The organism is Bacteroides caecigallinarum (genome assembly GCF_021531075.1).
Lineage (GTDB): Bacteria > Bacteroidota > Bacteroidia > Bacteroidales > Bacteroidaceae > Phocaeicola > Phocaeicola caecigallinarum_B.
Genome location: NZ_JADYTJ010000016.1, coordinates 1 through 26,590, shown reverse-complemented (window position 1 = coordinate 26,590; position 26,590 = coordinate 1). Strand labels below are relative to the sequence as shown.

General features: G+C 37.9%; 22 protein-coding genes and 1 pseudogene. 10 read left to right on the top strand and 13 right to left on the bottom strand.

The window, feature by feature from the left end; translation table 11 throughout:
- Positions 1-67 precede the first annotated feature (67 nt).
- The 3 genes from I6E11_RS06210 to I6E11_RS06200 all read left to right on the top strand — a co-directional run bounded on the left by I6E11_RS06210 (position 68) and on the right by I6E11_RS06200 (position 4,135).
- Positions 68-2,353 (top strand): NADP-dependent malic enzyme, encoded by a 2,286-nt coding sequence (locus I6E11_RS06210; protein WP_235337068.1) that lies wholly within the window; start codon positions 68-70, stop codon positions 2,351-2,353.
- A 102-nt stretch (positions 2,354-2,455) separates the two neighbouring features.
- Entirely contained in the window at positions 2,456-2,635 is a 180-nt protein-coding gene (locus I6E11_RS06205) for a hypothetical protein (RefSeq protein ID WP_235337067.1), read from the top strand.
- A 165-nt stretch (positions 2,636-2,800) separates the two neighbouring features.
- Positions 2,801-4,135 (top strand): NADP-specific glutamate dehydrogenase, encoded by a 1,335-nt coding sequence (locus I6E11_RS06200; RefSeq protein ID WP_235337066.1) that lies wholly within the window; start codon positions 2,801-2,803, stop codon positions 4,133-4,135.
- A 94-nt stretch (positions 4,136-4,229) separates the two neighbouring features.
- On the opposite strand, the gene I6E11_RS06195 is transcribed toward I6E11_RS06200, so the two are convergent.
- The 9 genes from I6E11_RS06195 to I6E11_RS06155 all read right to left on the bottom strand — a co-directional run bounded on the left by I6E11_RS06195 (position 4,230) and on the right by I6E11_RS06155 (position 16,589).
- Positions 4,230-6,203, bottom strand: a complete 1,974-nt coding sequence (locus tag I6E11_RS06195; protein ID WP_235337065.1) for a M64 family metallopeptidase — start codon at positions 6,201-6,203, stop codon at positions 4,230-4,232.
- Between the two features lie 167 nt (positions 6,204-6,370).
- Positions 6,371-7,684, bottom strand: coding sequence for an ATP-binding protein (locus I6E11_RS06190; RefSeq protein WP_235337064.1), 1,314 nt, complete (start codon positions 7,682-7,684; stop codon positions 6,371-6,373).
- Positions 7,685-7,819: 135 nt separating this feature from the next.
- Complete coding sequence (locus tag I6E11_RS06185) at positions 7,820-8,602, bottom strand: DUF4493 domain-containing protein (RefSeq protein ID WP_235337063.1); 783 nt, start codon at positions 8,600-8,602, stop codon at positions 7,820-7,822.
- A gap of 9 nt (positions 8,603-8,611) precedes the next feature.
- Positions 8,612-10,384: a DUF4493 domain-containing protein gene (locus I6E11_RS06180; protein WP_235337061.1), complete on the bottom strand. Its 1,773-nt coding sequence runs from the start codon at positions 10,382-10,384 to the stop codon at positions 8,612-8,614.
- Entirely contained in the window at positions 10,377-11,972 is a 1,596-nt protein-coding gene (locus I6E11_RS06175; RefSeq protein WP_235337060.1) for a PCMD domain-containing protein, read from the bottom strand. The genes I6E11_RS06180 and I6E11_RS06175 overlap by 8 nt, the downstream gene beginning before the upstream one ends.
- Positions 11,973-11,984: 12 nt before the next feature.
- Positions 11,985-12,713 carry a hypothetical protein gene (locus I6E11_RS06170; protein WP_235337059.1) on the bottom strand — a complete coding sequence of 243 codons (729 nt, stop codon included), beginning with the start codon at positions 12,711-12,713 and terminating at the stop codon, positions 11,985-11,987.
- A 3-nt stretch (positions 12,714-12,716) separates the two neighbouring features.
- Entirely contained in the window at positions 12,717-14,330 is a 1,614-nt protein-coding gene (locus tag I6E11_RS06165) for a DUF4493 domain-containing protein (protein ID WP_235337058.1), read from the bottom strand.
- Positions 14,331-14,419: 89 nt separating this feature from the next.
- Positions 14,420-15,760, bottom strand: coding sequence for a DUF4493 domain-containing protein (locus I6E11_RS06160; RefSeq protein WP_235337057.1), 1,341 nt, complete (start codon positions 15,758-15,760; stop codon positions 14,420-14,422).
- Positions 15,761-15,770: 10 nt separating this feature from the next.
- Complete coding sequence (locus I6E11_RS06155; protein WP_235337056.1) at positions 15,771-16,589, bottom strand: DUF4493 domain-containing protein; 819 nt, start codon at positions 16,587-16,589, stop codon at positions 15,771-15,773.
- A gap of 257 nt (positions 16,590-16,846) precedes the next feature.
- Between I6E11_RS06155 and I6E11_RS06150 the strand changes: the two genes are divergently transcribed.
- Positions 16,847-17,695, top strand: a complete 849-nt coding sequence (locus I6E11_RS06150; RefSeq protein ID WP_235337055.1) for a helix-turn-helix domain-containing protein — start codon at positions 16,847-16,849, stop codon at positions 17,693-17,695.
- 235 nt (positions 17,696-17,930) lie between these two features.
- Here I6E11_RS06150 and I6E11_RS15195 read toward each other — a convergent pair.
- Positions 17,931-18,751: pseudogene (locus I6E11_RS15195) on the bottom strand (alpha-L-rhamnosidase N-terminal domain-containing protein); the annotation flags it as partial.
- A gap of 170 nt (positions 18,752-18,921) precedes the next feature.
- Between I6E11_RS15195 and pyrB the strand changes: the two are divergent.
- The 6 genes from pyrB to I6E11_RS06110 all read left to right on the top strand — a co-directional run bounded on the left by pyrB (position 18,922) and on the right by I6E11_RS06110 (position 23,781).
- Positions 18,922-19,863 (top strand): aspartate carbamoyltransferase, encoded by a 942-nt coding sequence (pyrB, locus tag I6E11_RS06135; protein WP_235337053.1) that lies wholly within the window; start codon positions 18,922-18,924, stop codon positions 19,861-19,863.
- A 27-nt stretch (positions 19,864-19,890) separates the two neighbouring features.
- The gene (gene pyrI / locus I6E11_RS06130; RefSeq protein ID WP_204400978.1) at positions 19,891-20,349 is read left to right on the top strand and encodes an aspartate carbamoyltransferase regulatory subunit; all 459 of its coding nucleotides are present in this window, start codon (positions 19,891-19,893) and stop codon (positions 20,347-20,349) included.
- Positions 20,350-20,351: 2 nt separating this feature from the next.
- Positions 20,352-20,918, top strand: coding sequence for a flavin reductase family protein (locus I6E11_RS06125; protein WP_235337051.1), 567 nt, complete (start codon positions 20,352-20,354; stop codon positions 20,916-20,918).
- A 7-nt stretch (positions 20,919-20,925) separates the two neighbouring features.
- On the top strand, positions 20,926-21,663 hold the full coding sequence (locus tag I6E11_RS06120; protein ID WP_235337050.1) for a porin family protein: 738 nt from the start codon (positions 20,926-20,928) through the stop codon (positions 21,661-21,663).
- Positions 21,664-21,703: 40 nt separating this feature from the next.
- On the top strand, positions 21,704-22,984 hold the full coding sequence (glyA, locus tag I6E11_RS06115; protein ID WP_235328414.1) for a serine hydroxymethyltransferase: 1,281 nt from the start codon (positions 21,704-21,706) through the stop codon (positions 22,982-22,984).
- Between the two features lie 80 nt (positions 22,985-23,064).
- Entirely contained in the window at positions 23,065-23,781 is a 717-nt protein-coding gene (locus I6E11_RS06110; protein ID WP_235337048.1) for an OmpA family protein, read from the top strand.
- A 53-nt stretch (positions 23,782-23,834) separates the two neighbouring features.
- Here I6E11_RS06110 and I6E11_RS06105 read toward each other — a convergent pair whose 3' ends face one another.
- The 3 genes from I6E11_RS06105 to I6E11_RS06095 all read right to left on the bottom strand — a co-directional run.
- Positions 23,835-24,560: an N-acetylmuramoyl-L-alanine amidase-like domain-containing protein gene (locus I6E11_RS06105; protein ID WP_235337047.1), complete on the bottom strand. Its 726-nt coding sequence runs from the start codon at positions 24,558-24,560 to the stop codon at positions 23,835-23,837.
- 103 nt (positions 24,561-24,663) lie between these two features.
- Entirely contained in the window at positions 24,664-25,287 is a 624-nt protein-coding gene (locus I6E11_RS06100) for a trimeric intracellular cation channel family protein (RefSeq protein ID WP_235337112.1), read from the bottom strand.
- 27 nt (positions 25,288-25,314) lie between these two features.
- Positions 25,315-26,590, bottom strand: a 1,276-nt coding sequence (locus tag I6E11_RS06095) for a DUF3078 domain-containing protein (protein WP_235337046.1), incomplete at its 5' end; no start/stop codon positions are given.

Genomic DNA, 26,590 nt, shown 5'->3' with positions numbered 1-26,590 from the left:
AATATTAGATTTTTATTCATACATTTGTGCATCATAACAAACAAATAACAACAAAATGTAATAACTTATGGTAAAGATAACAAAAGAAGCCGCCCTGCTTTATCACTCACAGGGCAAACCGGGGAAAATAGAGGTTATCCCCACCAAACCATACCAGACACAACGCGATTTGTCATTGGCTTATTCACCTGGAGTAGCAGAGCCATGTTTGGAAATCCAAAAGAATCAAGAAACAGCATACGACTATACAGCAAAGGGTAACCTCGTTGCGGTTATATCAAACGGAACAGCAGTTTTGGGATTAGGAGATATAGGTGCCATGAGTGGCAAACCAGTAATGGAAGGTAAAGGTCTTCTTTTCAAAATATATGCAGGTATTGACGTATTCGATATAGAAGTAAACGAAAAAGATCCAGAGAAATTCATTGAAGCAGTAAAAGCAATTGCTCCTACATTTGGAGGTATAAACCTGGAAGACATCAAAGCTCCTGAATGCTTCGAAATAGAAAACAGACTTAAAGCTGAACTTGACATTCCTGTAATGCATGACGACCAGCATGGTACAGCCATTATATCAAGTGCGGGACTTCTAAATGCACTTGAAGTTGCAGGCAAGAAAATTGAAGATGTAAAAATCGTCGTTAACGGTGCCGGTGCATCTGCTACATCATGTACAAAACTTTATATCGCACTTGGCGCTCGTAAAGAAAACATTTTAATGCTGGACAGCAAAGGAGTTATCACAAGCGACCGTCCAAACCTGACAGAAAGCAAAAAATTCTTTGCTACAGACCGTCGTGACGTTCACACACTGGAAGAAGCAATAAAGGGCGCAGATGTATTCCTAGGTCTTTCAAAAGGAAACGTACTTTCTCAGGACATGGTACGCAGCATGGCTCCAAATCCTATAGTATTTGCACTTGCCAACCCTACTCCTGAAATTTCTTACGAAGACGCCATGAGCGCACGTCCTGACGTATTGATGTCAACAGGACGTTCAGACTATCCAAACCAGATAAATAACGTAATAGGTTTCCCATATATTTTCCGTGGAGCACTTGATACACGTGCAAAAGCCATCAATGAAGAAATGAAACTGGCTGCTGTGCGTGCTATAGCAGATCTTGCCAAGAAACCTGTTCCGGACGTAGTAAACGAAGCATATCACGTCAACAACCTTTCTTTCGGTCCTGAATACTTCATCCCGAAACCAGTCGATCCACGTCTCATCACAGAGGTTTCAATGGCAGTTGCCAAGGCTGCGATAGAATCAGGAGTGGCCCGTAAGGAAATCACCGACTGGAATGAATACAAGAATCATCTTCTAGAGCTGATGGGACAAGAAAACAAACTTACCCGTAAGCTTTATGAAACAGCCCGCAGTTGCCCTCAGAGAGTAGTTTTCGCAGAAGGCATCCACCCGAATATGCTAAGAGCTGCAGTCGAAGCAAAAGCAGAAGGTATTTGTAATCCTATACTTTTAGGAAATACAGAAAGAATCCAGAAATTGGCAAAAGAACTTGATCTCAGCCTTGAAGGTATAGAAATAATTAACCTTCGCCATGACGATGAAGCTGAACGCAGAGAAAGATATGCCCGGATACTCTGCGAAAAGCGCGCACGCGAAGGAGCCAATTTCGCTGAAGCTAACGACAAAATGTTCGAACGCAACTATTTCGGTATGATGATGGTCGAGACAGGAGAAGCTGATGCATTTATCACAGGTCTATACACCAAATACAGCAATACAATAAAAGTAGCCAAAGAGGTTATAGGTATTCAGGATGGTTACAATCATTTCGGAACAATGCATATACTTAACTCAAAGAAAGGTACATATTTCATTGCCGACACTCTAATAAACCGTCATCCTGACACAGACACATTGATAGATATAGCACGTCTTTCTGCAAAATCAGTACGTTTCTTCAATCAAGAACCGGTCATGGCTATGCTTTCATATTCCAACTTTGGTTCCGACCAGGAAGGAAGTCCTGCAAAAGTACACGATGCTGTAACATATATGCACCAGAATTACCCGGATTTGGCTATCGACGGTGAAATGCAAGTCAAATTTGCACTTAATGATAAATTACGCGATGAGAAATATCCATTTACAAAACTGCTTGGCAAGCAGGTAAATACTTTAGTATTCCCTAACCTGAGTTCGGCAAACTCTACATATCAGCTCATACAGAACATGAGTGAAACAGAAGTGATAGGTCCTATACAAATGGGATTGAACAAACCAATCCACTTTACCGACATCGAAAGTTCTGTGCGCGACATCGTCAACATCACAGCAATTGCATGTATCGATGCCATAGTAGAAAAAAAGAAAAAAGGATGTTGATCACCAAATAAGAAAATTTTAGTTAACGAGTTGACAAGGTATTCTTTTCTATAATATACACCTTGTCAACTCGTTTTTTTATCAAAAAATCACCAACACACCATGCGCAAACCACTAACCAATACCCAGTGCATTCTGCTCACCATGTTTTGGGCAGCCCTTTGCTTTATAGTTATCACATCTTCTCCTAAAATAGATGGCCCTCTTATAGTTACCATAATAATATCAGGAGCATTGGTTTTCATACCAATAGGTAAATCAATCAGCAAGAGAAAGAAATAAACATTTCAACACTTTTTACGCGATAAAAGCATAAAAAAGATATTTTTCTTATTTTTTTTAATCAAAATGTTGCATAAACAAAATCTTTAATATATTTTTGCGTCACTGATAATAGAGATAAAAAACAACAAATAGTAACAACCAATTAAATTTAAGGTAAAGATTATGAATGCAGCAAAAGTATTGGAAGATCTCAAAAGAAGATTTCCTAACGAACCTGAGTATCATCAGGCAGTAGAAGAAGTTTTAGGAACAATCGAAGAAGAATACAACAAACATCCAGAGTTTGACAAAGTAAACCTAATCGAACGTCTATGTATTCCAGATAGAGTATATCAGTTCCGTGTAACATGGATGGACGATAAAGGTAATATCCAGACAAACATGGGTTACCGCGTACAACATAATAATGTTATCGGTCCTTACAAAGGCGGTATCCGTTTCCACTCTTCTGTAAACCTGTCAATTCTTAAGTTCCTTGCTTTTGAACAGACATTCAAAAACTCACTCACTACACTTCCTATGGGTGGTGGTAAAGGTGGTTCAGACTTCTCTCCACGCGGTAAGTCAAATGCAGAAGTTATGCGTTTCTGTCAGGCATTCATGCTTGAATTGTGGCGTCATATCGGCCCTGAAACAGACGTACCTGCAGGTGATATAGGTGTTGGTGGCCGTGAAGTAGGCTACATGTTCGGTATGTACAAGAAATTGGCTCACGAATTTACAGGAGTATTAACAGGTAAAGGTCGCGAGTTCGGTGGATCACTTATCCGTCCTGAAGCAACAGGTTACGGAAACATCTATTTCCTTCTTGAAATGCTTAAGACACGTAACATTGACATTGCAGGCAAGACTTGTCTTGTATCTGGTTCAGGAAACGTAGCTCAGTATACTGTAGAAAAACTTATCCAGTTGGGTGCAAAAGTAGTTACAATGTCCGACTCTGACGGTTACATCTACGATCCAGACGGTATCGACCGCGAAAAACTTGATTACATCATGGAATTGAAGAACCTATATCGTGGTCGTATTCGCGAATACGCAGAGAAATACGGATGTAAATACGTTGCAGGTGCACGTCCTTGGAATGAAAAAGCAGATATTGCTCTTCCATCAGCAACTCAGAACGAAATCAATGGTGACGATGCTAAGGCACTTATCGCAAATGGTGTATTCGCAGTATCAGAAGGTGCGAACATGCCATCTACTCCTGAAGCAATTCGCGTATTCCAGGATGCTAAAATCCTTTACGCTCCTGGTAAGGCAGCAAACGCCGGTGGTGTATCAGTTTCAGGTCTTGAAATGACTCAGAACTCTATTAAACTAAGCTGGAGCGAAGAAGAAGTTGACGAAAAGCTTAAGAGCATCATGAAGAATATCCACGAAGCTTGTGTACAGTACGGTACAGAACCTGACGGATATATCAACTACGTTAAGGGTGCAAACGTTGCCGGATTTATGAAGGTAGCAAAAGCAATGATGGCTCAAGGTATCGTTTGATAAACAGTCATAACTAGTAAATAAATCTAAGGCAGGAATTGAAACAAATGTTTTAATTCCTGCCTCTTCTTTTTGATTACAAATAAAATAATTTTTACTGTTTCATTAATACCGGCGAAGGTGTACGTGGAAATTCCGGTATACCATAAGTATTGTCCACAGTTCTTGATTTATCATCACGCAACTCATCATAATCCACATCCTTGCTACAGAAATCATCAAAGCTAAAAGATTCGTTAGCCTTTTCCTTTATTCTCTCCACTATAATCTGACGAGAAATAGCATTAAAATACTTTCTGTTATCATCCATAGCACTTATCACCTCAGATCTCCATATGCCTTTTTCAAAAGTATTTGCACCTTCATAAAATCCAACTTTTGAAAAACGTTCATCTCCTATCATCCTTTCCCAATGCACCTTGTCATTTACTCCTGTAGTATCTGCTGTAATATTCAGCCCCAACGGAACTGTCCAAGAATGACTTTCTATAGAAGTTTGCTCAAACTTACTACCACTCCCCTTCTCATAATATTCATCCAAAAGTCTTCCAAACGAATGCCCGCCGTATTCATGAAGGAATGTATTTCTCCAGTCACAAACACTTATTCCCAATTCCTCATTATTTGATAATTTCCAGGTTCCTTCAGTTGTAGGGACAATTGCAAAAGACTTACCGGAACTCCATGAATAGCATATGCCTCCGTATCTGGAATCATTTACCAAGAGGCACACAGGGACATCATCCAATGTAAGCCTACCTTCAACAATGTCCGGACAGAAAGTCTGTACGAAATTCGTTACAACAACATCATTCGCCCACATCACACTACAGTCATCATTCCACCCTGAATTAAAATAAGTATCACTTTCCGATCCTGTAGTATAATTATCAGCCCCTCTTTCCTTCGACAAAGCAGGTATAATGTAAACATTAAAATAATCCCTATATGTTTTATAAGGCTCAACGTCAAAAAGAAAATCCAAAGCCGCCCGAGCCTGTTTCTCGAACTCTCCTCCATGAAGCAAATCCTCTTTCGTATACCCGTCTCCTGTAACGACCATTGTAACCGGATTTTCTATACGTTTTTTCTGGTAAACTATCACATCTCCAGTATCATACACCTCAGCAGTTCCGGTTCCATTTTCATCACTCCCAACAGGCATCCCCCAAGGAATTGTTTCTATGTCTACCACTTCAAATAATCCACCCTCTTCACATAATACATTTATTATATGATTATTTTCAAATTCCATATTCAGATCCACCTGAAGCGTTTTCTCAGTACCATCATTCATCGAAAGAACTATCTGACCTTCCGATATTTTTTGTGCAGGAAGAATAACGGAAAAAATACTATCCCCACTGGAATAGGCATTTATAACCTTTTCTTCATTTCTGCTGCAGTACACCTCGTCAAGGAGAAAATGCATCCAGAAATCAGGATAAGCAGTCACACTTATACCTTCTACACCTGTATCCAAACTATCTGAAGCCTCTATTTTCACAGTAAGCATAGACAGTTTATGTTCCATAGGAATAGACAGATAGCTACTTGTTCTTTGGGTTACAACTTTCCCAAACAAGAAATCACTGTTATAAAAATTCTTCTCAATATTCTGTTCCAAAGAGACACTGCCTTGATAAACAGGCCATTCCAAAACCTGTTTCACATCCGGTGTATACGCATAAATTTCGAAATTATCCCCTAAAGCCTTCCATTTCAATTCGTTTATTTCTTTCCATTCAACAGATTCCGGTTGAAAATCAGAAGCCAATTCCGCCCTCCACACACTTCCATCGAAAGAAGCGGTCTGAATATAACCTTCCTCATAGCGATTAGGACTATACCCTTCCGTAAAGACAACCAATGCAAGCGAATCCCCCTCGCTGAAATAATAATTCCCCTCTTCCTCCACTATTCTACTAGCAGAAGAATTATTCATAATATAAGGGTCTATCTTCATCGTTGGGTAGCCTTTCAGTGCGTTGTATATTTCTTCGGGAGTACAACCAATCAATGCAAAAACAAAGACAAGTACACTAAAACAAACAAATTTCAGTTTCATTCTGTCATTCATATTAATAATCAGGATAAGCCGTTAACTTCCATCTGCAAAGATAGTTTAAATATTTCATACAATAGCACAACAAAAACAAAGTATATTTCGCAATTTGTATGAAATCCGTTCGGCTGTTAACAACACACCTGAAGATTATACCTTTTCAGAGCAGATTACAGTCCTAAAAGTTTATCAGTCCAATCCGCCAGAAAAAGTGGAATATTAATTATTGCGCCATCTCTCTTGAGATTATTCATGGAAAAGCGCAATGCCAAGTTCGAATTAAACCTGTCAATATAAATGCCCAAACTTTTACCTCCAATACGAGTCCCCGATTTCACTTCAACAGGTATTATGGAAGCATCTTTCTGTAACAGGAAATCCACTTCCGCTGTTGCATCAGAAGTCCAATATCTTGGCTGTACGTCAAATTGGTTCACTAAAGCCTGTAGTACCATATTTTCTGCCAAAGCTCCTTTAAATTCCTTGTACAACACATTCTCACTCCAAAACACTTCTATTGGAAGATGCGACATGGCACGAAGTAAACCACTGTCGCACATATATATCTTAAATGCAGACAAATCGTCATAAGCGCACAGAGGTAAACCAGGCTTAGAGGAACAAAATACACGGTAAATCATCCCGGCATGTTCCAACCACAGCAAGGCATCCTCATATTCCCTGGCACGAGCACCAGGTTTAACCAATTTATAGACAAATTTCCTGTTTTCTTTCGATAATTGTGAAGGAATAGAGTTCCATACTGCCGCTATACGCGGAATATCCTTACCCGGTGCATGTTTCGAGAAATCAAGAGCGTACGCGGTCAATATATATTTCTGAATATTCTCAATTTCCTGAACACTATTTTTTTCAAGCATTGCCTTTGCAGCCGCAGGCATTCCCCCACATACCATATAACGGCGATATGCCTCACCCACACGCCCCATAACTATTTCAGGCAATGGAGCAATCTCACTCATATTTTCTATATACTCATACATTTGAGGCGCATCCGACTGCAAAAATTCCCTGAAAGAAACTGGAAACATCCTAAGGAATTCAACCTTTCCTACAGGAAAAGAATCGCCTTGCGAAAGTGATACTCCTAAAAGAGACCCTGCGGCAATAATATGATATTCAGGTGCCTTTTCACAGAAATATTTCAGGCTGTTTAGAGCCCTGTTACTCTGTTGTATCTCATCAAAAATTATTAAAGTCCTGCCGGGTTCTATAGGATATTGTGTATAAAGACGAAGAATGTCTATAAGTCTCTCAGGATTCTTTGTATTCTCAAATTCCCTGCACAGTTCATCGGAAGCATCAAAGTTGAAATATGCCACATACTCAAAATGCTCCTCACCGAATTTTTGCATAATCCACGTCTTGCCTATCTGACGCGCTCCCTGAATGATCAAAGGTTTTCGTTCCGGACGTTGCTTCCATTCCAGCAAAGCATCCATCACCTCTCTCTTAATTTCCATATTCTGATTAACTTTATTGTCCAAATATCACATTTTTCCAACGTGTTTTGTGCAAAAATACACATTTCTATAAGTTAATCCAAATATTTCCTTTTTATTATATTACTTGAGTTTCGAAAAGGCTGACTTGAATAATTACATATATGGATTTATCTTCTCTGTCAGGACTTTCTCTTCAAGTAATGTGCCATCTACTGTTATTCCTAGTGTAACAGTCTCATTAGAACCTTCATTCTCAACTTTAACAGAAAGTTTATAGTTTTTGGCTGATGTTAAAGCTAAAGTTCCAGTGTATGGTGCTTTTAATGTAGGTAATGTGATAGTATACGACAATTCACGTCCCGATTCACCGACATTGAAATAAGCTGTTTTTGAGCTATAATTACTTTCATCAAATGTTAAACTACGCTCCAAATCATCAGTTGCATGGAACTCTATGGAATAAGTTGAATTCGTATCTATCACAAAATCACTCAATTCAACATTCACGGATGAACTCATCAAACCACAGTTCACTGTTACAGTCGTTGACTGATTAGCAACTACAGCAAAAGCCTGTTTTCCAGCCACACGAAACTGTCCCCAGCCATCATTTGCGCTTTCCGCCTCTTCTTCTGAACAACTTTCGGCTATCAATGAATAATCCGGTCGAGCTGCACATAAAAATGAAGTTCCTACAATATCCCCATATCTCTTATTGGAAAAAACAGAGTAATTTCCTCTTGTAAGGCTTACTTTGAATTCATTTACATCTACATCAAGAGATGCCCTTGTTGAATTGCTTACTTCTGTAGTGTCTACTACAGAGAAACTAATCTCTCCGGTTTCGTTAGAAAGTGTTGGATTATCACTGTCAGAACAAGCTGAAAACAATAATAATCCGACCAAAGATATAATATATAAGATCTGTTTACCCATAATCTATTATTAATTATATAATATATGTAAAGTATGAACTTTTGACCAAGGATCTGCAGCCTCGTATGAACTGTTTAACTTCACCTCATATGCTCCCGGAGAAAATGTTCCAACTCCAGATAACGAATAATTTTTTTCCGTTTTATTACTTCCTTGTGATATTATTTCAGTCCCATTAACTCGAACAGTGAATGTTGTATTTTGCCACCATATTATTTGTGTTGCCTTTATGGTGACATTAGTATTTAATTTCACACTTACATTGTCTGGAACATAAAATACGATTTTAGATGTCGCAGTACATTCTCCGGATCCTCTAACACCTCCTAATTGTATTGTACCATTATCAAATTTACAATTCCAACTTGCAAATTCCCAGTCTGCTTCAATCATAGCTGAAGGAACATATGGCAATCCCGTAACATGACATGCTAACTGCGATGATTCTTTTTTTACACCATCAAAAGAAACAATAGCAGACAAATTATGCTGTTGCCAAGCTAAAGAATTAAACTGCGCAACTTCTCCATACGGCAATACACCTGAATTCTTACCACTATCAGTCTTATACTCAACATTTAAAATATTAGAATAATTAGGATTATTCAAAATTTTTGAATCTATACTTGGCTCTGCATTGATATCAAAAATACTTGAACCATCCTTTGTATTAGCGGTTTCAGCTCCTGAATTTTTATAAACAGAATAACTTGTATTTCCAAATACTGTTGTAGTAAATTCAGGTAGAGGTATTTCATTTAAAATAGATGATGAAAGATCAAATGTTTCCCCTGTCTGCAAATGAATAGATGCCGAAAACGTACTTCCCTGCGGAACATACGGCCATCCATCTGTAACAGTCATTAAAATTCCATTTTCTGGTTTTGCAGTATATGTTCTTATAGGAGTACCATTATATGATAGTTTGATATCCCAACTGTCAATCAGTTCCAGGGGAGCTCCATTTGAGTTGATATTCAAAACCACATCTGTACCAGTCAATATTTCTTCCGTATAAGTATGTGTAGCAGTAGCAGTCAATTGTATATTAGAAAATACCGACAAGTCCGGATCACATTGAATAACATATTTAGTACGAGCTTCGGCCGATGAAATAACAGTCCACTCATGCGATGTTTGTTTATCCAACAGGTTAGTGCCTTCAAACAAAGCATTAACCGATTGCCCTGCTTGTACGAATAAATACCCATCAATATTATCATTATCAGCCAATGTCATGCTAGTTTCTCCTACTTTAGTTTTCAATGTCCATGCATTGTAATGCTTTTGCAGACTTTCACTTACAGCAGGCACTAACATAGCATTTGCCAATGCCACTTGTAAATCCAAAGTTGTAGGTTTACCTGGTAAGATTTGCACAGTGGAAGTTCCTGAGAAATATGGTGATTCCTGTATCAGGTTATTCTCTCCAAATTCAGCTTTAACTGTATACGAACCAACTGCCAGCTCCATTTCTCCTGTTATATCACTATATTTTTTAGGGAATCCTTCAATAGAGTTCCCATCCTTTTGAATATCTACCATGAAATCAGCTGTAGCCGGAATCAGTTCATCCGGAAGGGAAACAGTTTCAGCTCTTGTAGAAGATGAAAATTCCACATCTACCTTTCCTAATGTCAGACACAAATACCCAGTTCCTTCTCCACTTTCATAATTAAAAGTTTCATCAGAACAGCTTGGCATCATCCAACAAAGAGTGAGCAACACTATTACTTGTTGTACTATCCTTCTCATGTGTATAATTGTTTTTTCTTTATTCATAACTTAATTCAAATTCATCAACCCACAATGTACTACCTTCACCTACCTGTCCAACTACTTTAACACCTTCAAACTCTCCTCCATAATGACTTGATGTAGCTACTATTGTTATTTTGGCAGGTTTCGTCACGTTATCATTGTATTCCAAATTAAACTCAAAAGGAGTGTATTCTGTTACTGTTTCTGTTCCAACAAACTCACCATATGCAATCTCCTTACCGCTCGCATCCCATAATCTCATATATATGTGGCACTCATCATTTTGCAGGTTTCCGGGTTTGGTGCCGGCTGTAATTGGCATTGACTTATATTTATAAAAACCTTTCAGTTTTGTAGGTCTTGCTCCATCATATTCTCTTCCAAAAGTAACACTGGCAGAAGGATTACTCATATTAGTTTTATAACTTCCAATAAACAAGTTACCTGAAGCAGTTCCAACCAACGTTATACCTGTTATTGTATGCATCTCAGCTGCATATCCATTTACAGCATCAGAAGAACGTGTCGTTATCGGATCTTTTCCACCAGCTAATGTTGATGTCACTCCGGTATTACCTGTAGCCCAATAACTGTCAGCATTATCACCATTAGCAAACCAGTTCTTTCCACTCTGACTCCAAGTATCGAAATTCAAATTTGGTATTTCTATAATCTTCTCAGTTGTAAAAGCTACCGTCTCGCTATATTCGCCGTCAACAAGTATTCGCCACTGATATTCTGTACCATTCTCAAGCCCTTCCAGTTCAGCAGTAAAAGAAGTTTGGGCTACTTCTATATTTTCTGCAGGCAAAACGCTCCATTCAGAATCAGTAGTTTTCTTATACTCCACCGAAGGAGTTGCACCACTTTTCATTTCCCCATAAAGAGAAACTTTAGTAGCCCACGCATTAGCACTTACTGGAGTTGAAAGAACCACAGAAGGTTGTACGTCTACAATCCATGTTGAAACCAATACGTCATTCCTATAAAACTCAAACGTACGTGGACGCGTAAAATCAGTTACTGTAGTCGGATCTGGTCTAGCTTCAGCACTCTCTCCCTCAAGTTGCAATTTATTGATATGAATATCATCTAGAGAAGTTTCCTTTTCCACATAAATTATTGCAATCTTACTTTGTGGATCTATCAATGCACTTCCAACCTGTTTTTCCACTTCAACTACCCTGTCAATTTCCTGCGTTACCTTTATATTCCACACATGCTCCTGATAGGTTTTCAATACAAATCTCACAGTCTTAGTGAAATCAACTACAGTATTTGCATTTGCAGGCAACTCATCAAGCGAAGCAAAACTTTTATTTGGAAATTGTTCGAAACTGGCACATGCATCCTTATCTGGTATAATTTCAGCATCTTCAGACACCTTCAACTTTGTTATCTGGAGTTTCGAAACATCTGCCAGTTCTCCTACAGTAATACTAACCGTATTGGAAGCCGCATCTATCACCGGCTCACCTTTCATATCATAAACGCCTATTTCCTCTATGACGCTTTCTATATATGGATATGGCAGGTCATTCTTTACACAAGAACAAGCTGCTATTGCTATAAAACCGAATATTGCAAATTTTAAAATTCTATGAACCATATACATATATATTTAGAAATAAGTACACAAGCCTATATTGACAGAAAATATATTAATTTTAAAATTGGCGGAACTTTTCCTGAAAGAACCCTTTTCCACCTGGTTTGTAACCTGTTCTACCCATTGAAAGTCCAATCCAAGTACATCTATTGAAACCTCAACAGCCAAATTGTTAGTAACAAATGCTGTCAAACCTGGAGTTGCACTAATCTGGAATTTATTTACTTTCTGGTATGTACCAGTCAAATCATTTCCTGTTCCTGAATAGTTCTTCCCTTGACTATATCCATATGTGAGACCTAATTCATTGAAAAAACCAAAAACTTTACTATTACCAAGTCCCATGTATGTCCTAATGAAACCTGAGGTTGAGATTCCATGTTCCAGATATCCATAGTCCTTTATACCAAAACTCAAATCATCTCCCAAATTCAAATCAATATTACCTATATAAGCAAAAGTTCTATTGTATTGTACCCTTAAACCTGCACTTATATTGTCTGTAAAAAAATAAGAAGCATGTGGGCTGATTTTAAATGTATAGGCCTCTCCTCCTGCCTTATCCAATATAAGGAACTTATAGTTATCGCTTTCCAACTCCATATATGAAAAAGACAATCCGCTAGACCATGTTCCTTTCGGTACAAAAAGAGAGCCTTGAATATTTCTATCAAAACCTCCACGTGCATGGCTATAAGCCACGCACATGAAGGTCAACAAAATCAATATTATTTTTCGCATAAATTATTCGTATGACAAACTAAATTCATCTACAAAAAGTTGACTTCCAGCACCTACCTGACCCACAACTTTTGATCCATTAAATACACCACCATAATGACTTGAAGTAGCTACTATTGCAATCTTTGCTGGAACTTTATCTGTTTTTGAGTATGTAATTTTAAATTCAAAAGGAGTATAAATATCAACTTGTTCCTTTCCAACGAACTCACCAAAACCAATTTCATTACCATCCGAATCCCACAATTTCAAATAAATATTACATTCATCAGTTGTTAAATCACCAGGAACTGTTCCACCATTTGAAATTTGTTTAGGATAATATTTATAATATCCCTTTAAAGATGTTGGTCTTGCCCCTGAATATGGACGTCCAAATGAAACACTTGCTGAAGGGTTCATCATATTCGTTTTGTAACTTCCTATAAATAAATTACCAGAAGCAGCACCTACTAGAGTTATTCCTGTTATAGTATGCATTTCTGCGGCATAACCTGAAACAGATTCATCAGAACGAGTTGTTATAGGATCATTACTACCTGCCAAGAAAGAAGTTACACCAGTATTTCCAGTAGCCCAATAGCTATCAGCTGCATCAGCATTGGCAAACCAATTTTTACCATTTTGACTCCATGTATCGAAATTCAAATTAGGTATTTCTATATATTTTTCTGTAGTGAATGTTAAAACTTCTCCTTCTTTATCTCCGCATACCATCTTATATTCATATTCTGTACCGAAATCAAGAGATGTAAGTTTTGCAGTATATTCATAGTCTGTTCCCTCCACTTTTTGTGCAGGTATAGACAGCCAATCAGCATCATTAGTTTTCTTATATTTAAATTCTATAGGATCTGACGGATCAACCAGTGTACACAATCCTGACACTGATGCAAATTTACCCCAAACTTTGGTTGCATCTCCTGCAACTGCAACAGTAGAAACACCATCCGGTTTGAGTGGAACACCCAGTGTCACTTCGTATTCATTACGGTTAACATCAACTGACACAGTAATATTGCCATTACCGTCTGTATTGACATCAAAATTAACATTATACCTGTAAGCAGCCAAAGCATTCTCTGTTATCTGTTTATTGAGTTCTGTCGGCTGACCACCATTTGGAGTCAAAGTCAAATTGACATTCAATGGTTGTCCCGGTTTTACATAAGCCTCACGAGTTTCATCTCCGGCAAAAACAATGTTTGTTCCTTCACTTCCTGTTACCGTAGCGGAATAATCCGAGAAATGTGACTTAAAATTATCCGAATATGAAACTTTAACCAAACTTTGTGCCAACTTACATTCCACTTCTACTGTATATGAAGTATTTGCTTTTACAGTAAGTTTCTCACTTCCGCTATAATATGGCTGGGCATCAAAACCTTCAGCAAGTGTTTTATTAGCAGAATATGCCTCTACAGTATATTCTCCACCTGCAGGAACTAGAAATGATTCGCCTTGCAACTCTGTCCAATCATCAGCCTCTTTAAAGACTATGCCATCAACACTTGTTATTTTAACAGACATAACTTCATTTCCGGAACGGGATGTAATGGACTTATTAATACCTACAGAAGATAACTGAATATACCCTTCACCTTGATTCATATTCATATCTTCAAATTGACATGAAATCATACAAAACATCATGCCAATACTTATATATAAATATTTTTTTGCAATCATAGTCATAGTCTGTTTAATCAATCAGTAATTATAATTTTTAGATCTCCACCCTTGTTATTTCCCTTGGTATCAACAACTTCGATAGAAAAAACATTATTACTTGCGCCATATAGCGGTAGTAATTCCATGAATTCTGTAACATCAAAAACAAATTGAGTTTCACCCTTTACACTTTGACCTGGTTTCAACAACCCTATACCTGTTTGGTCTTCCAACGAACCAGTAAGAACAGGTTCTAGTTCTCCAGGATTTGCTATATCAAATTTTTGTCCAAGTCCAAAGCCTGTCAACGTACTCATAAATCCTTGATTATCACTACTTATAGTAACATAAAGGTTTTCAATTGAGTTTGTGGCTTTTATAGTTACAACAACAGGAGTCGCACTTTGAGCAGGATTTGTATATTCAGCCGGTAATCCCTCAAAAGTAATAGCAGCTTCAGGATCTGTCGGTTCTTCGGGATCTGTAGGCTCTCCTGGATTAAAAGTAATTTCTTCTACAGGAATAGTTATCACCTCGTCATGTTCGGTAAATGTGAAATCCACAGTCATAGTAAAATCTATATAAGACGAAGAAGAACCGTCCTCTGTAATATTAATCAGGAATGCATCTCCAGCAGCCAATGTAGTTCCACCTTCAGCATCTGCTGGTTTTGTTATCTTATAGTTTCTCTGTATAGGTTGTTCCTCCGCCAAATCTGTTGCTATAGTCGTTGCTTTCACCGATACATTAAGTGCAGACTTGTCCTGAGGAACTTTAAGATAATATTTCTTGTCTACATTATCCTTATTTATAATCACAGAAACGCCATCACCATTGTCAACAGTAAATGTATAATCATCCTTAAATTTATCTTTAAAAGACTGGCCCAACGAGAATGCCACTTCAATATTTTGCAACTTACACTGAACAGCAACCTCTGTTGTAGTAGCAGCCTTTATACTCATCGTACTACTACCCATAAAGAAAGGTTTTTCGGACACATTTACATTGCTTCCATCATAATTATATGCCTTGACCGTATATTCACCTTCACTAAGTGTAAGAGATACGACTCCGTTCTTTCCTAGTTCAGAAATCAAACCACTTTTCTGTTCCACACCGTCTTTATCAAGCACAAAAAGTGTATAATTATTGATATCAGTTTCTTCGGCAGGGAAAACACCCGGTCTGTTTCCGTTATATTCAGATTCAGTCCTTGTATCGACATCTGTTTTAGCATTATTGGAAACATTAAGAATCAAATCCCCGTATGAATAATGCTCACTTTTTCCTGTCAGTTCATCTTTCATTGCACACGAAGTAACAATTACACCGGATGCAAATATGTATGCTAATGTATATAAAAACTTATTCATATTCCTTATATTAATTATTTAATAAATCGCTTGGTATTTCAATATTTACATCTTCATCCACAACATCGGTATTAACTGTGATGTTAATGCCAAATTCACCGCCTTCTACCTCTGTCACATTCGGACTAATGCTGATTTTCAACAGAGTTTGTGAAGAAACTGTCACCTGTTTTGTATTAGTAAACCCTTCAGGAGAAACAGATTCGCCATTCTTATCTTTTATATCAAATGCCAGCTCTACTGTCTCCTGAGCATCGGACTGTAAATACAAGTCTTTACCAACTTCTGCAACACTCATTGTAGTAGCTGTTTCCATATGTTTTGTCTTGATGCTTACTATACAGTCAGAAAAATATTCCGAAAAATCATCAGAATATACTACGTTAACCTTTATAGCCTGCGGCTTGCACTGAAATCCTACTTTTTTTATAGAACCAGCCTGAACACTGAAAGTTTCACTTCCATAAACATAAAGGTTGTCATAACTTGCCGGAGAAGCTTCACCATAATAAGCCTCCAGTTTATATTGCTGACCCGGAATAACCTCGTATGCCAACGCCCAATCTCTATATACAGCCGAATAAACCTCCTCACCCGTATCAGCCTTTGTAAGTTTGACTGTATAATTTGTTATATCTGAATAAACAGACTCATCAATAGCACGGGAAACAGCCGAAGCGCCACCTCCACCAGAGGACTTAAACGACATATCAGACTTCAAATCTACAACAATCTGCGTTTTGTCCGATGTTGTATTATCAGACTTAGAACATGATGCTACAAAGCATAATGCGCAAACAAGTAAAATTGTACTAAATAACTTCTTCATTTCAGTTTAATATTATATTCCAATTACGTTTCACATTAATATGCCAATTACATATTTTCACGTTGCAAATTAACTGCTTTTTAACATATCTCACAAGGTCAATTCTTGTTATTTTTGGCCTATTCTTAAAATCTTGCTTTTCCCACATATTCATAATAATGTCTATTTTTAATATTTTATGGACTTTTATTAATATAAGCATTGGTCTATACTTCAAATTTATTATCTTTGTATAGTATCATAAAAAGAATACAAAGATGGACAAGGCATTACCAAAATTCGACCTACCTGAGGACTGGCTGGCAGGAACAGACATAAGTAAGGAACTTCTGGGATTATACAAAAATTATCCGGTCAGACTGAAATGCGAAATTATCGCATTATGCATGGGAGGTGAAATAGAGGCATCGGTAAACCTGAATAATATTACTGTAAGGGAAAAGGATATAATAACGCTTATGCCTGGAAGTATTTTTCAGATTAAGGACCTGAAAGGAGAACTGAAAATATTCTTTATCGGATTTTCATCGAAATACGTAGAACGTGAAGACAAGGCAAAAACATTGCTCGACACGATATACTCCACTATGCGAAAACCTAAAATGACTTTGAGTGAAACCGGAGCGAGAATGGCAGAGAAATACTACAACCTTATGATTGAAATGTACGAATATTTCGATGAAAAGATTAAGTCGGAAATAGCACACAACATATTTACTGACACACACAAGGGTATTTCATTATTATATAAGAAGAAATCGGCCAACGAAACTGTTTCCACTTCAAAAAGCGAACAGCTGTGCAAGGCTTTCACACAAATGGTTATGCAGCATTATAACGACAACAGAAATGTGGCGTGGTATGCAGAAAAACTTGGAATAACACATGCACATTTATGTTCGATAGTGAAACAGTCAACAGGAAAAACATGTGCCGACATAATATCATCAATGGTTATAATGGATGCCAAATCTCAACTAAAATCCACACAACTAAGTATACAGACAATATCCGATTCTCTTAATTTTGCCAATATGTCATTCTTCGGAAAGTATTTTAAACGACACGTTGGAATGAGCCCGTTGGAGTACAGAAATAAAGGATAAAAAAATGATTTAAAAACATGGGCAAATTTCACTTAAAATGCGGCCGCGTTTTAAGTGAAATTTGCCCATGTTTTTTTCTTAATATAACAAGCTTTGACTATGCCTAAATTTACTTTACACTTTTATTGGTTTATTACTAAAAAAGTTCACTACACTTCTTCAACTTTCCTGATAAACTTTACATGAAGAATTTCTGTTCCTGAAAAACTTCATACCTGTTGTTTAGGTTGCAGGAACCTCCTTTCTCACCTTGTGTATCTATCATATCGCGCATCCATTTACGGAAAAACGAAGCTGTATTTGCAAAAAACGTTCCGGTTTCTGCAAATACTTGTGTATCTGCTGTCCATCCAAGTCTCTCGTTGCGTTGAGGGCAATCTGTAGGTACAGAAAGATAATTTGAACGCATACCCCAAACGGTATTCGAAAATAGCTGCATGAGTAACCGGACCTGCTATTCCGGCTTTCCAGTTCTCTGTACCAGTACCGACATATGTTTTAGTTCCATCAGTGTAAGTAAGTTCCAAAACAGCACGAAAAGCACATTTCTTACCAACCATTCCATCATTGCCATAAGGTGTGATTATCTTGTCTGCCCACCATCCCGGAGTTACCTGGGCAGAAAGCACATTTTCTTCACCTTTACCTATATTATAAATATTGGTAACATCATAAGTAAAGGACAATTTAGTTTTTTTCATAATGTGTAAAACCTGGTTTTAGAATTTCATCTCCTATCAGCTTACCATTAATATATAAATCATATATGCCGAGACCTGTAGTCATCCACCGGGCATGCTTTATATCCTTATTGTTCTTGATTACCGCAACAAACCAGCTGGCACCATCAGCAGAACGAGTACCGTCGACTACCTTTTCAGTTACCACATCAGCATCGGCCACCGAAATCCAAGAAGAATAATTCCAAAGAGAATCACTTAAAGCATCAATACGGCTGACAGACATATCCTGCTTTACCGAACAACATACAGAGAAGCCTATCAATCCTGCAAACATTAATAATGATAAAATACTTTTCAATAGTTTTGTTTTCATAAATGATAATATATAGATCTTTCCAGTTATAAAGCAAAAATAACCAAAATCCGTATAACTGCAATCTCTTTCCATAAACTTCTCATAAATATCCCAATTTGAGCGGAACTTTGAAATATTTTGTTTACCTTTGGACTTCGGTATTAAAAAATAAACATAAAACTGCTAATATGGAAAATAGAAGTTTAGTTACTATTGCCGAACACTCCAAAGAGAAAATACTATATCTGCTGGAGATGGCAAGAGAATTTGAGAAGAAGCCGAACCGTAGCCTTCTGGCAGGAAGAATTGTGGCAACACTATTCTTTGAGCCATCAACTCGTACACGCCTTAGTTTTGAAACTGCCGCCAACCGTCTTGGTGCAAAAGTTATAGGTTTTACAGACCCAAAAGTAACAAGCTCTTCGAAAGGCGAAACGCTGAAGGACACTATTATGATGGTGAGCAATTATGCCGACATCATCGTAATGCGACACTATCTGGAAGGGGCTGCAAGATATGCGAGTGAGGTAACAAAAGTGCCTATCGTAAATGCAGGCGACGGTGCTAACCAGCATCCTTCGCAAACTATGCTGGACTTATATTCCATATACAAAACTCAGGGAACTCTGGAAAACCTGAACATCTATATGGTGGGCGACTTGAAATACGGACGTACCGTACACTCGCTGCTGATGGCTATGCGCCACTTCAACCCAACATTCCATTTCATTGCACCGGACGAACTGAAAATGCCGGAAGAATATAAAATCTACTGTAAGGAACATAATATTAAATATGTAGAGCACACTGAATTCAACGAGGATATAATAGCTGATGCAGATATTCTATACATGACACGTGTGCAAAGAGAACGCTTCACCGACCTGATGGAGTATGAGAGAGTAAAAGATGTATATATTCTGAACAACAAGATGCTGGACAAGACACGCCCAAACCTGCGTATCCTGCATCCACTGCCAAGAGTAAACGAAATAGCTTACGATGTGGACGACAATCCAAAGGCTTACTATTTCCAGCAGGCTCAAAACGGTCTGTATGCCCGCCAGGCTATTCTTTGCGACGTATTGGGAATTACACTTAACGAAGTAAAAGCCGATACAGAAAAATAATAACAGAATATAAACATTGACATGAATATGAACGAAAAAAAAGAACTGCAGGTGGCCGCTCTTGAAAACGGCACTGTAATAGACCATATACCGTCAGACAAACTATTTACTGTAGTTTCACTGCTGAACCTAAAGGACATGGATAGCAACATAACTATAGGATATAACCTTGAAAGCAAGAAACTTGGCAAAAAGGGTATCATAAAGATAGCCGACAAGTTTTTCACTGACGAAGAAATAAACCGCATATCAGTAGTTGCTTCGAATATAAAACTGAATGTTATCAGAAACTATGCTGTAGTGGAAAAGAAAGAAGCAATCATGCCGGACGAACTGAAAGGTATAGTAAAATGCAACAATCCGAAGTGTATCACAAACAATGAGCCTATGCAGACATGGTTTCATGTGACTGACAAGGAGAAAGGTCTGCTGAAATGCCACTACTGCGAAAAAGAACAGCAGAAGGATAATATAAAACTTATCTGATAATGAAGCAGGACTGGAAACCGGGTACAATGGTTTATCCGCTGCCAGCCGTTATGGTGAGTTGCGGAAGTTGTGAAGAAGAATATAATATTATAACTGTAGCGTGGGTGGGTACTATATGTACCAACCCACCTATGTGTTACATATCGGTAAGGCCGGAACGGCACTCCTATCCTATTCTGAAAAAGAATATGGAGTTTGTGATAAACCTTACTACAAAAGACATGGCTTATGCAACGGACTGGTGCGGAGTGAGATCCGGAAAGAACTACAACAAGTTCAGCGAGATGAAACTTACTCCCGGAAAAGCCTCGATAGTGAATGCTCCTATCATAGAAGAATCACCCTTGTGCATAGAATGCAGAGTGAAAGAAGTTATATCGCTTGGCTCACATGACATGTTCATTGCCGAGGTAGTAAACGTAAAGGCCGACGAAAAATACCTTGATTCTGAAACAGGGAAATTTGAGTTGGCAAAATCAAACCTTCTGGTATATACACATGGAGGATATTATGAAACAGGAAAGAAAATAGGTAAATTCGGATGGTCAGTTGAGAAAAAGAAATAATCCGTAAATGAAAAAAATATGCTTGACAATACTTGCAGTGTTATTGCTTGCGTGCAGTGCTAATCTGTATGCACAGGATATTATGCTGTATGACAGCAAGCAGGAAAAACAAAAAATAAGCATCGGTATTAAAGCAGGATTTAACTCTACCATGATGTTTACTGACGAGCTTTACTATGGGGAACAGGAAATAACTGATATTCAAAACAACTACAAAGTAGGATACATTTCTACACTCTTTGTAAGAATTCCAGTGAAAAACAAACATTTTCTACAGCCGGAAGTTTCGTATGCCATTTCACAAGGCAGTATAAGCATGAGCAATCTAAGAGAGAATGCAACCATACTGGAAGACAATGCACTTATCAAAGCCAAAATATCGTCATTGGAGATTCCTTTGCTATATGGTTATAAATTCATAGACTCTTATCCATACGGGATGTCCTTTTTTCTAGGTCCTAAAGTAGCATGGACCATTAAGAAACAATCTTCGAGCGAATACTCAGGATTCTATCAAAAAGGAATAAAAGAATATATCAGACCTCTTAATTACAGTGCCATTATCGGATTGGGAGTAAATATCTCGAATATTTTTTTCGATTTCAGATATGAAATAGGATGCAACAACATAACTAAATCCGTAACCTACGACAAGGAACTGACAATAGAGCCTTACAATGAAAAGGAACTGATTCTAAAAAGAAGAAAAAACATTCTCAGTTTTTCGGTAGGTGCAATTTTCTGATTGAAACTCAATTATTAACATATATAATATTATTACAACTATGAAAAGAGATGATTTGATTTTCGGAATTATAGAAAAAGAACATCAGCGTCAGCTTAAAGGTATTGAACTGATTGCTTCTGAAAACTTTGTAAGCGATCAGGTTATGGAAGCTATGGGTTCATGCCTCACAAACAAGTATGCCGAAGGATATCCTGGCAAAAGATATTACGGAGGATGCGAAGTTGTTGACCAGAGCGAACAGATAGCAATAGACAGACTGAAACAGATTTTCGGAGCCGAATGGGCAAACGTACAGCCACACTCTGGAGCACAGGCCAATGCTGCTGTATTCTTGGCAGTATTAAATCCTGGCGACAAATTCATGGGGCTTAACCTTGCTCACGGAGGACATCTGTCACACGGCTCGGCTGTAAACACATCCGGTATCCTATACACTCCTTGCGAATATAACCTGAACAAGGAAACCGGTAGAGTGGATTACGACCAAATGGAAGAAATAGCTCTTAGAGAAAGACCAAAACTCATAGTTGGTGGTGGCTCGGCTTATTCAAGAGAATGGGACTACAAGAGAATGAGAGATATTGCCGACAAGGTTGGTGCTTTATTGATGATTGATATGGCTCACCCTGCAGGACTTATTGCTGCCGGATTGCTGGACAATCCTGTTAAGTATGCTCACATCGTTACATCGACTACTCACAAGACCTTGCGCGGTCCTCGCGGTGGCGTTATCATGATGGGCAAAGACTTCCCAAACCCTTGGGGAAAAACTACTCCAAAGGGCGAAATCAAGATGATGTCCCAGTTATTGGATTCAGCTGTATTCCCAGGTATTCAAGGTGGTCCGCTTGAACATGTCATAGCAGCTAAAGCTGTTGCATTTGGCGAATGTCTGCAACCTGAATATAAGGAATATCAGATGCAGGTTAAGAAGAATGCGGCAGCATTGGCACAGGCTCTTATGGACAGAGGATTTACTATCGTTTCAGGAGGTACAGACAACCATTCAATGCTGGTAGACCTTAGAACTAAATATCCTGATTTGACTGGTAAAGTTGCTGAAAAGGCATTAGTATCGGCAGACATTACCGTAAACAAGAATATGGTTCCATTTGACACTCGCTCTGCATTCCAGACTTCAGGTATACGTCTGGGTACTCCTGCAATCACTACACGCGGTGCAAAAGAGGATTTGATGTACGAAATAGCAGAAATGATTGAAACTGTTCTTTCTAACGTAGACAATGAAGAAGTTATTGCTTCTGTAAGAGCAAGAGTAAACGACAAGATGAAGGATTATCCTATCTTCGCTTATTGATAAAACTATAAGTCCGGTGTAAGTAAATTGCACCGGACTTTCAATAATAACATAAATATAACTAAACACTTAATTAAAAGATGAAAACTTACAAACATGTTGCATTAATCCTATGTGCCGGAATGATGATGGGCAGCTGTGGGATGACAAACACAGCTAAAGGTGGTATGATAGGTGGCGGTAGCGGAGCTGCACTTGGAGCTCTTATAGGAGGACTAGCAGGAAAAGGCAAAGGAGCAGCCATAGGTGCTGCTGTAGGAGCAGCTGTAGGAACAGGTGCCGGTGTGCTGATTGGAAAGAAAATGGACAAAGCTGCTGCCGAAGCTGCCAAGATTGAAAACGCACAGGTAGAACAGGTGACAGACAACAATGGACTGCAAGCCGTAAAGGTGACATTTGCATCGGGAATATTGTTCAGCACCAGCAGTTCAACACTTAGTACATCTGCAAAAAACTCATTGACAGAATTTGCAAACAACGTACTCAAACAGAATCCTAACATGGATGTATCAATATATGGATACACAGACAATACAGGATGGAAGAATTCTACTGCTGCAGAAAGTGTTCAGAAAAACATAGAACTTTCCAAACAGCGTGCTGCAAGTGTTTCCGGTTATCTCATGGCTTGTGGGGTATCCGGAAACCAGATAAAGACTGTTGAAGGCCTGGGAGAAGAGAATCCGGTAGCCAGCAATAGTACAGAAGCAGGACGCCAGGAAAACAGACGTGTGGAAATATACATGTACGCCAGTGCGGAAATGATAAAGCAAGCAGAAAACGGAACACTGCAATAATACACATAAAAAAGAGTTGCACAGGCATGATAATCTCCCTGTACAACTCTTCTTTATTTTACGCGGATAACTCTTACACCTGTATGTTTTTTCTTATTCTTAAGATAATCATACAATGGCGAAGGATCTAAAAGAACTCTTCCATGAGTGGAAGAAGCATGTAAAAGATGCAAACGTCCGTCAACCCAAACAGCAAATCCCAGATGAACGACATCCAGTCCTGATATACTTGTAGTCAGTGCAAGAATATCCCCTTCCCTAATTATAATATCCGTATCCTGTAAATTCAAGAGCCTTTTAGGGATATATGGCATTTTATAGTTTTTCCATTTTTTCTCATTACACCGCATTTCACTTACCAGCGAGTCGTTATCTTTCAATTTTCTATACAAATCGGAATGTTCAGTCATGTAATTCAGCGATAAACATCTCTGTTCATGTTCATTGTTTTCCGTAACCTCACATACTATTCCTTTTTGAACATTGTCGGACACCCAATCCGAAAAATAATGCAAACGGGAAGAATATCCGGATATAATACCATTTCTATATCTTATATTTGTCAATGCATCCGAAAAATCTTTATATTCAGGAGTTACTTTTTCTGACGATACATACAAAGCCAATACTGTTTCCACGAAAGTAGTACAATCCAATGAATCTGTTCTCACAATAAGAGTTTCATCCGCTGCTACGTCTAAAGTTCCTCCTTTATAAGGAGTTCCAATCAGACTTTTGGCAAAAAACATAAGACGTTCAGTGCCGTTTTGGAAATGCATTTGAACAGATTTCTGCAACAAACTATCTATAAACGAAGAATCCGATTGACTGGAAAAACAAAAAGGGGTACTTATCAATACCCCCAATAATATAGACAAAACTCTATTTAACATCTTCCGGTTCACCTTTCAGTATTGGTAATGTTACTTTATATTTCACTGCAATAATACGTACTATAAAGACAGAGGCACCGCATGCTATCTGGGACAAATAGTTTTCCATTCCCACATAATCGCACAGCCAATAGACCATTACTCCTACTACACAAGCCATAGCATATATCTCTTTTCTGAATATAAGAGGAATTTCGTTTATAAATACATCCCTTATTACTCCTCCTGCTGCACCTGTGATACTTCCCATGATAATAGCAACCCAAAAAGAATATCCCAAATCAAGACTTTTAGTGGCACCAACCACCGTAAACAAAGCCAATCCTATACTGTCGAATATAAAGAATGTGTTATTTAAATGTATAAGATACTGACGAAACAATATCACAAAAACCATTGCCATTGCTGTACAGACGAGATATATAGGGTCGGTCATCCATGCTGGTGTTACATCTAGAAGCAAATCACGCAATGTTCCACCACCGATAGCTGTGGCCAGCCCTACAACATACGCACCAAACCAATCGAACCTTTTAGCTGAAGCTAGACGAATACCACTTATAGCAAAGGCAAATGTTCCAACAAAATCAAGTATTTCTACAAAAGACGGTATTTCAAACATATATATTATAATAAAAAATTACCATGTATAATTCAAGCCAAAACTAAATAATTCCTGAAACTGGAAATAGCTGTCATCCGGTTCTTTGGATACACCATCATCAAACCTTCCATGCATAAAAAGTTTTGTTGACAGATATTTATTAACCACAAAAGTGAACGTATTTTCCCATTCGCTCAATACCTTCTCATAGTTTGTGGTGTATGAGAATTTAGATTCCCACAACAATGTCGGTATTATTTTCCATGTAAGTGTTGCGTTAATACGAGAACCAAGCACATTCTCCTTTTTGTGTCCTTCCTTTATATTAAACTTGGTCGGGTCTACCTCGTCACTTCTAACACTATAAAGAGTATAGTTTAAAGGATTCAGAAGAACAGAAAGATTGACTTTTCCGTCTTTGGTATATTTATAGTCCATACCGACACCGACGTTCAATGTAGCAGGAGAGAATAAAGTTGAAACCAAATCATCAGAATTAGTTGCGTAGTTCGAGAAGAACTGTGTTTGAAATTCCGCAGAAAGCGTATAATACCAGTTCTGTATAGCTTTATAACCAAGCTTGGACGTTAAACGCAACAAATCATTGTTAGCCTTGTATGTATGGACAGTATCCGAAGGTGCTGTTATAAAGCCTAGTTTCCACTCCAACTTGGTTTCAAATTGTGTTTTCTGTTTATCATCATACATTACTTGCCAAGTAAAACCTGACAACAACGATTTTGTACTTTCACCTCCCTTATACCAGTTTTCTGATATATAATTTTGAGAGAACTGCAGATATCCGCTACCACCATAAGTCCAAAAATTAGGTTTTAAAACCAATAATTCCGAATCGGACATTTGTCCAAAGCCGGCATTATTTTGAACAAATTCAATTATATTGTCTTTTTTATGAGCAGATGTCATGTCTTCTAAAGAAAGAAACTCAAGACTGTCAAGCTTTGTTTCATTCTGTAATACCAATTCCGGATAATTAACATAAAAATCCAATAATTGTCGGTTTATCTTTTTATCCAGTTCCGAAGATATATACATATGTGGAATACCTTTTTCAAGCATATTTGCTTTACGTACAGAATCCTCCACCAATATATCTTTTGGATACCATTCATTCACACTCGAAGCCTCAACAAAAGGTTTTGAATAATATGTTAATGGTACAACAAATTTATAATAGTCCGGACTCATCTTTATTTCTGATAAAGACAAATAAATATCATCCCATCTTTCCTGTGCCCATTCTGAATATTTTCTGTAATCAGAATAAATTTTCCTTAGGTCTAAAACAGAC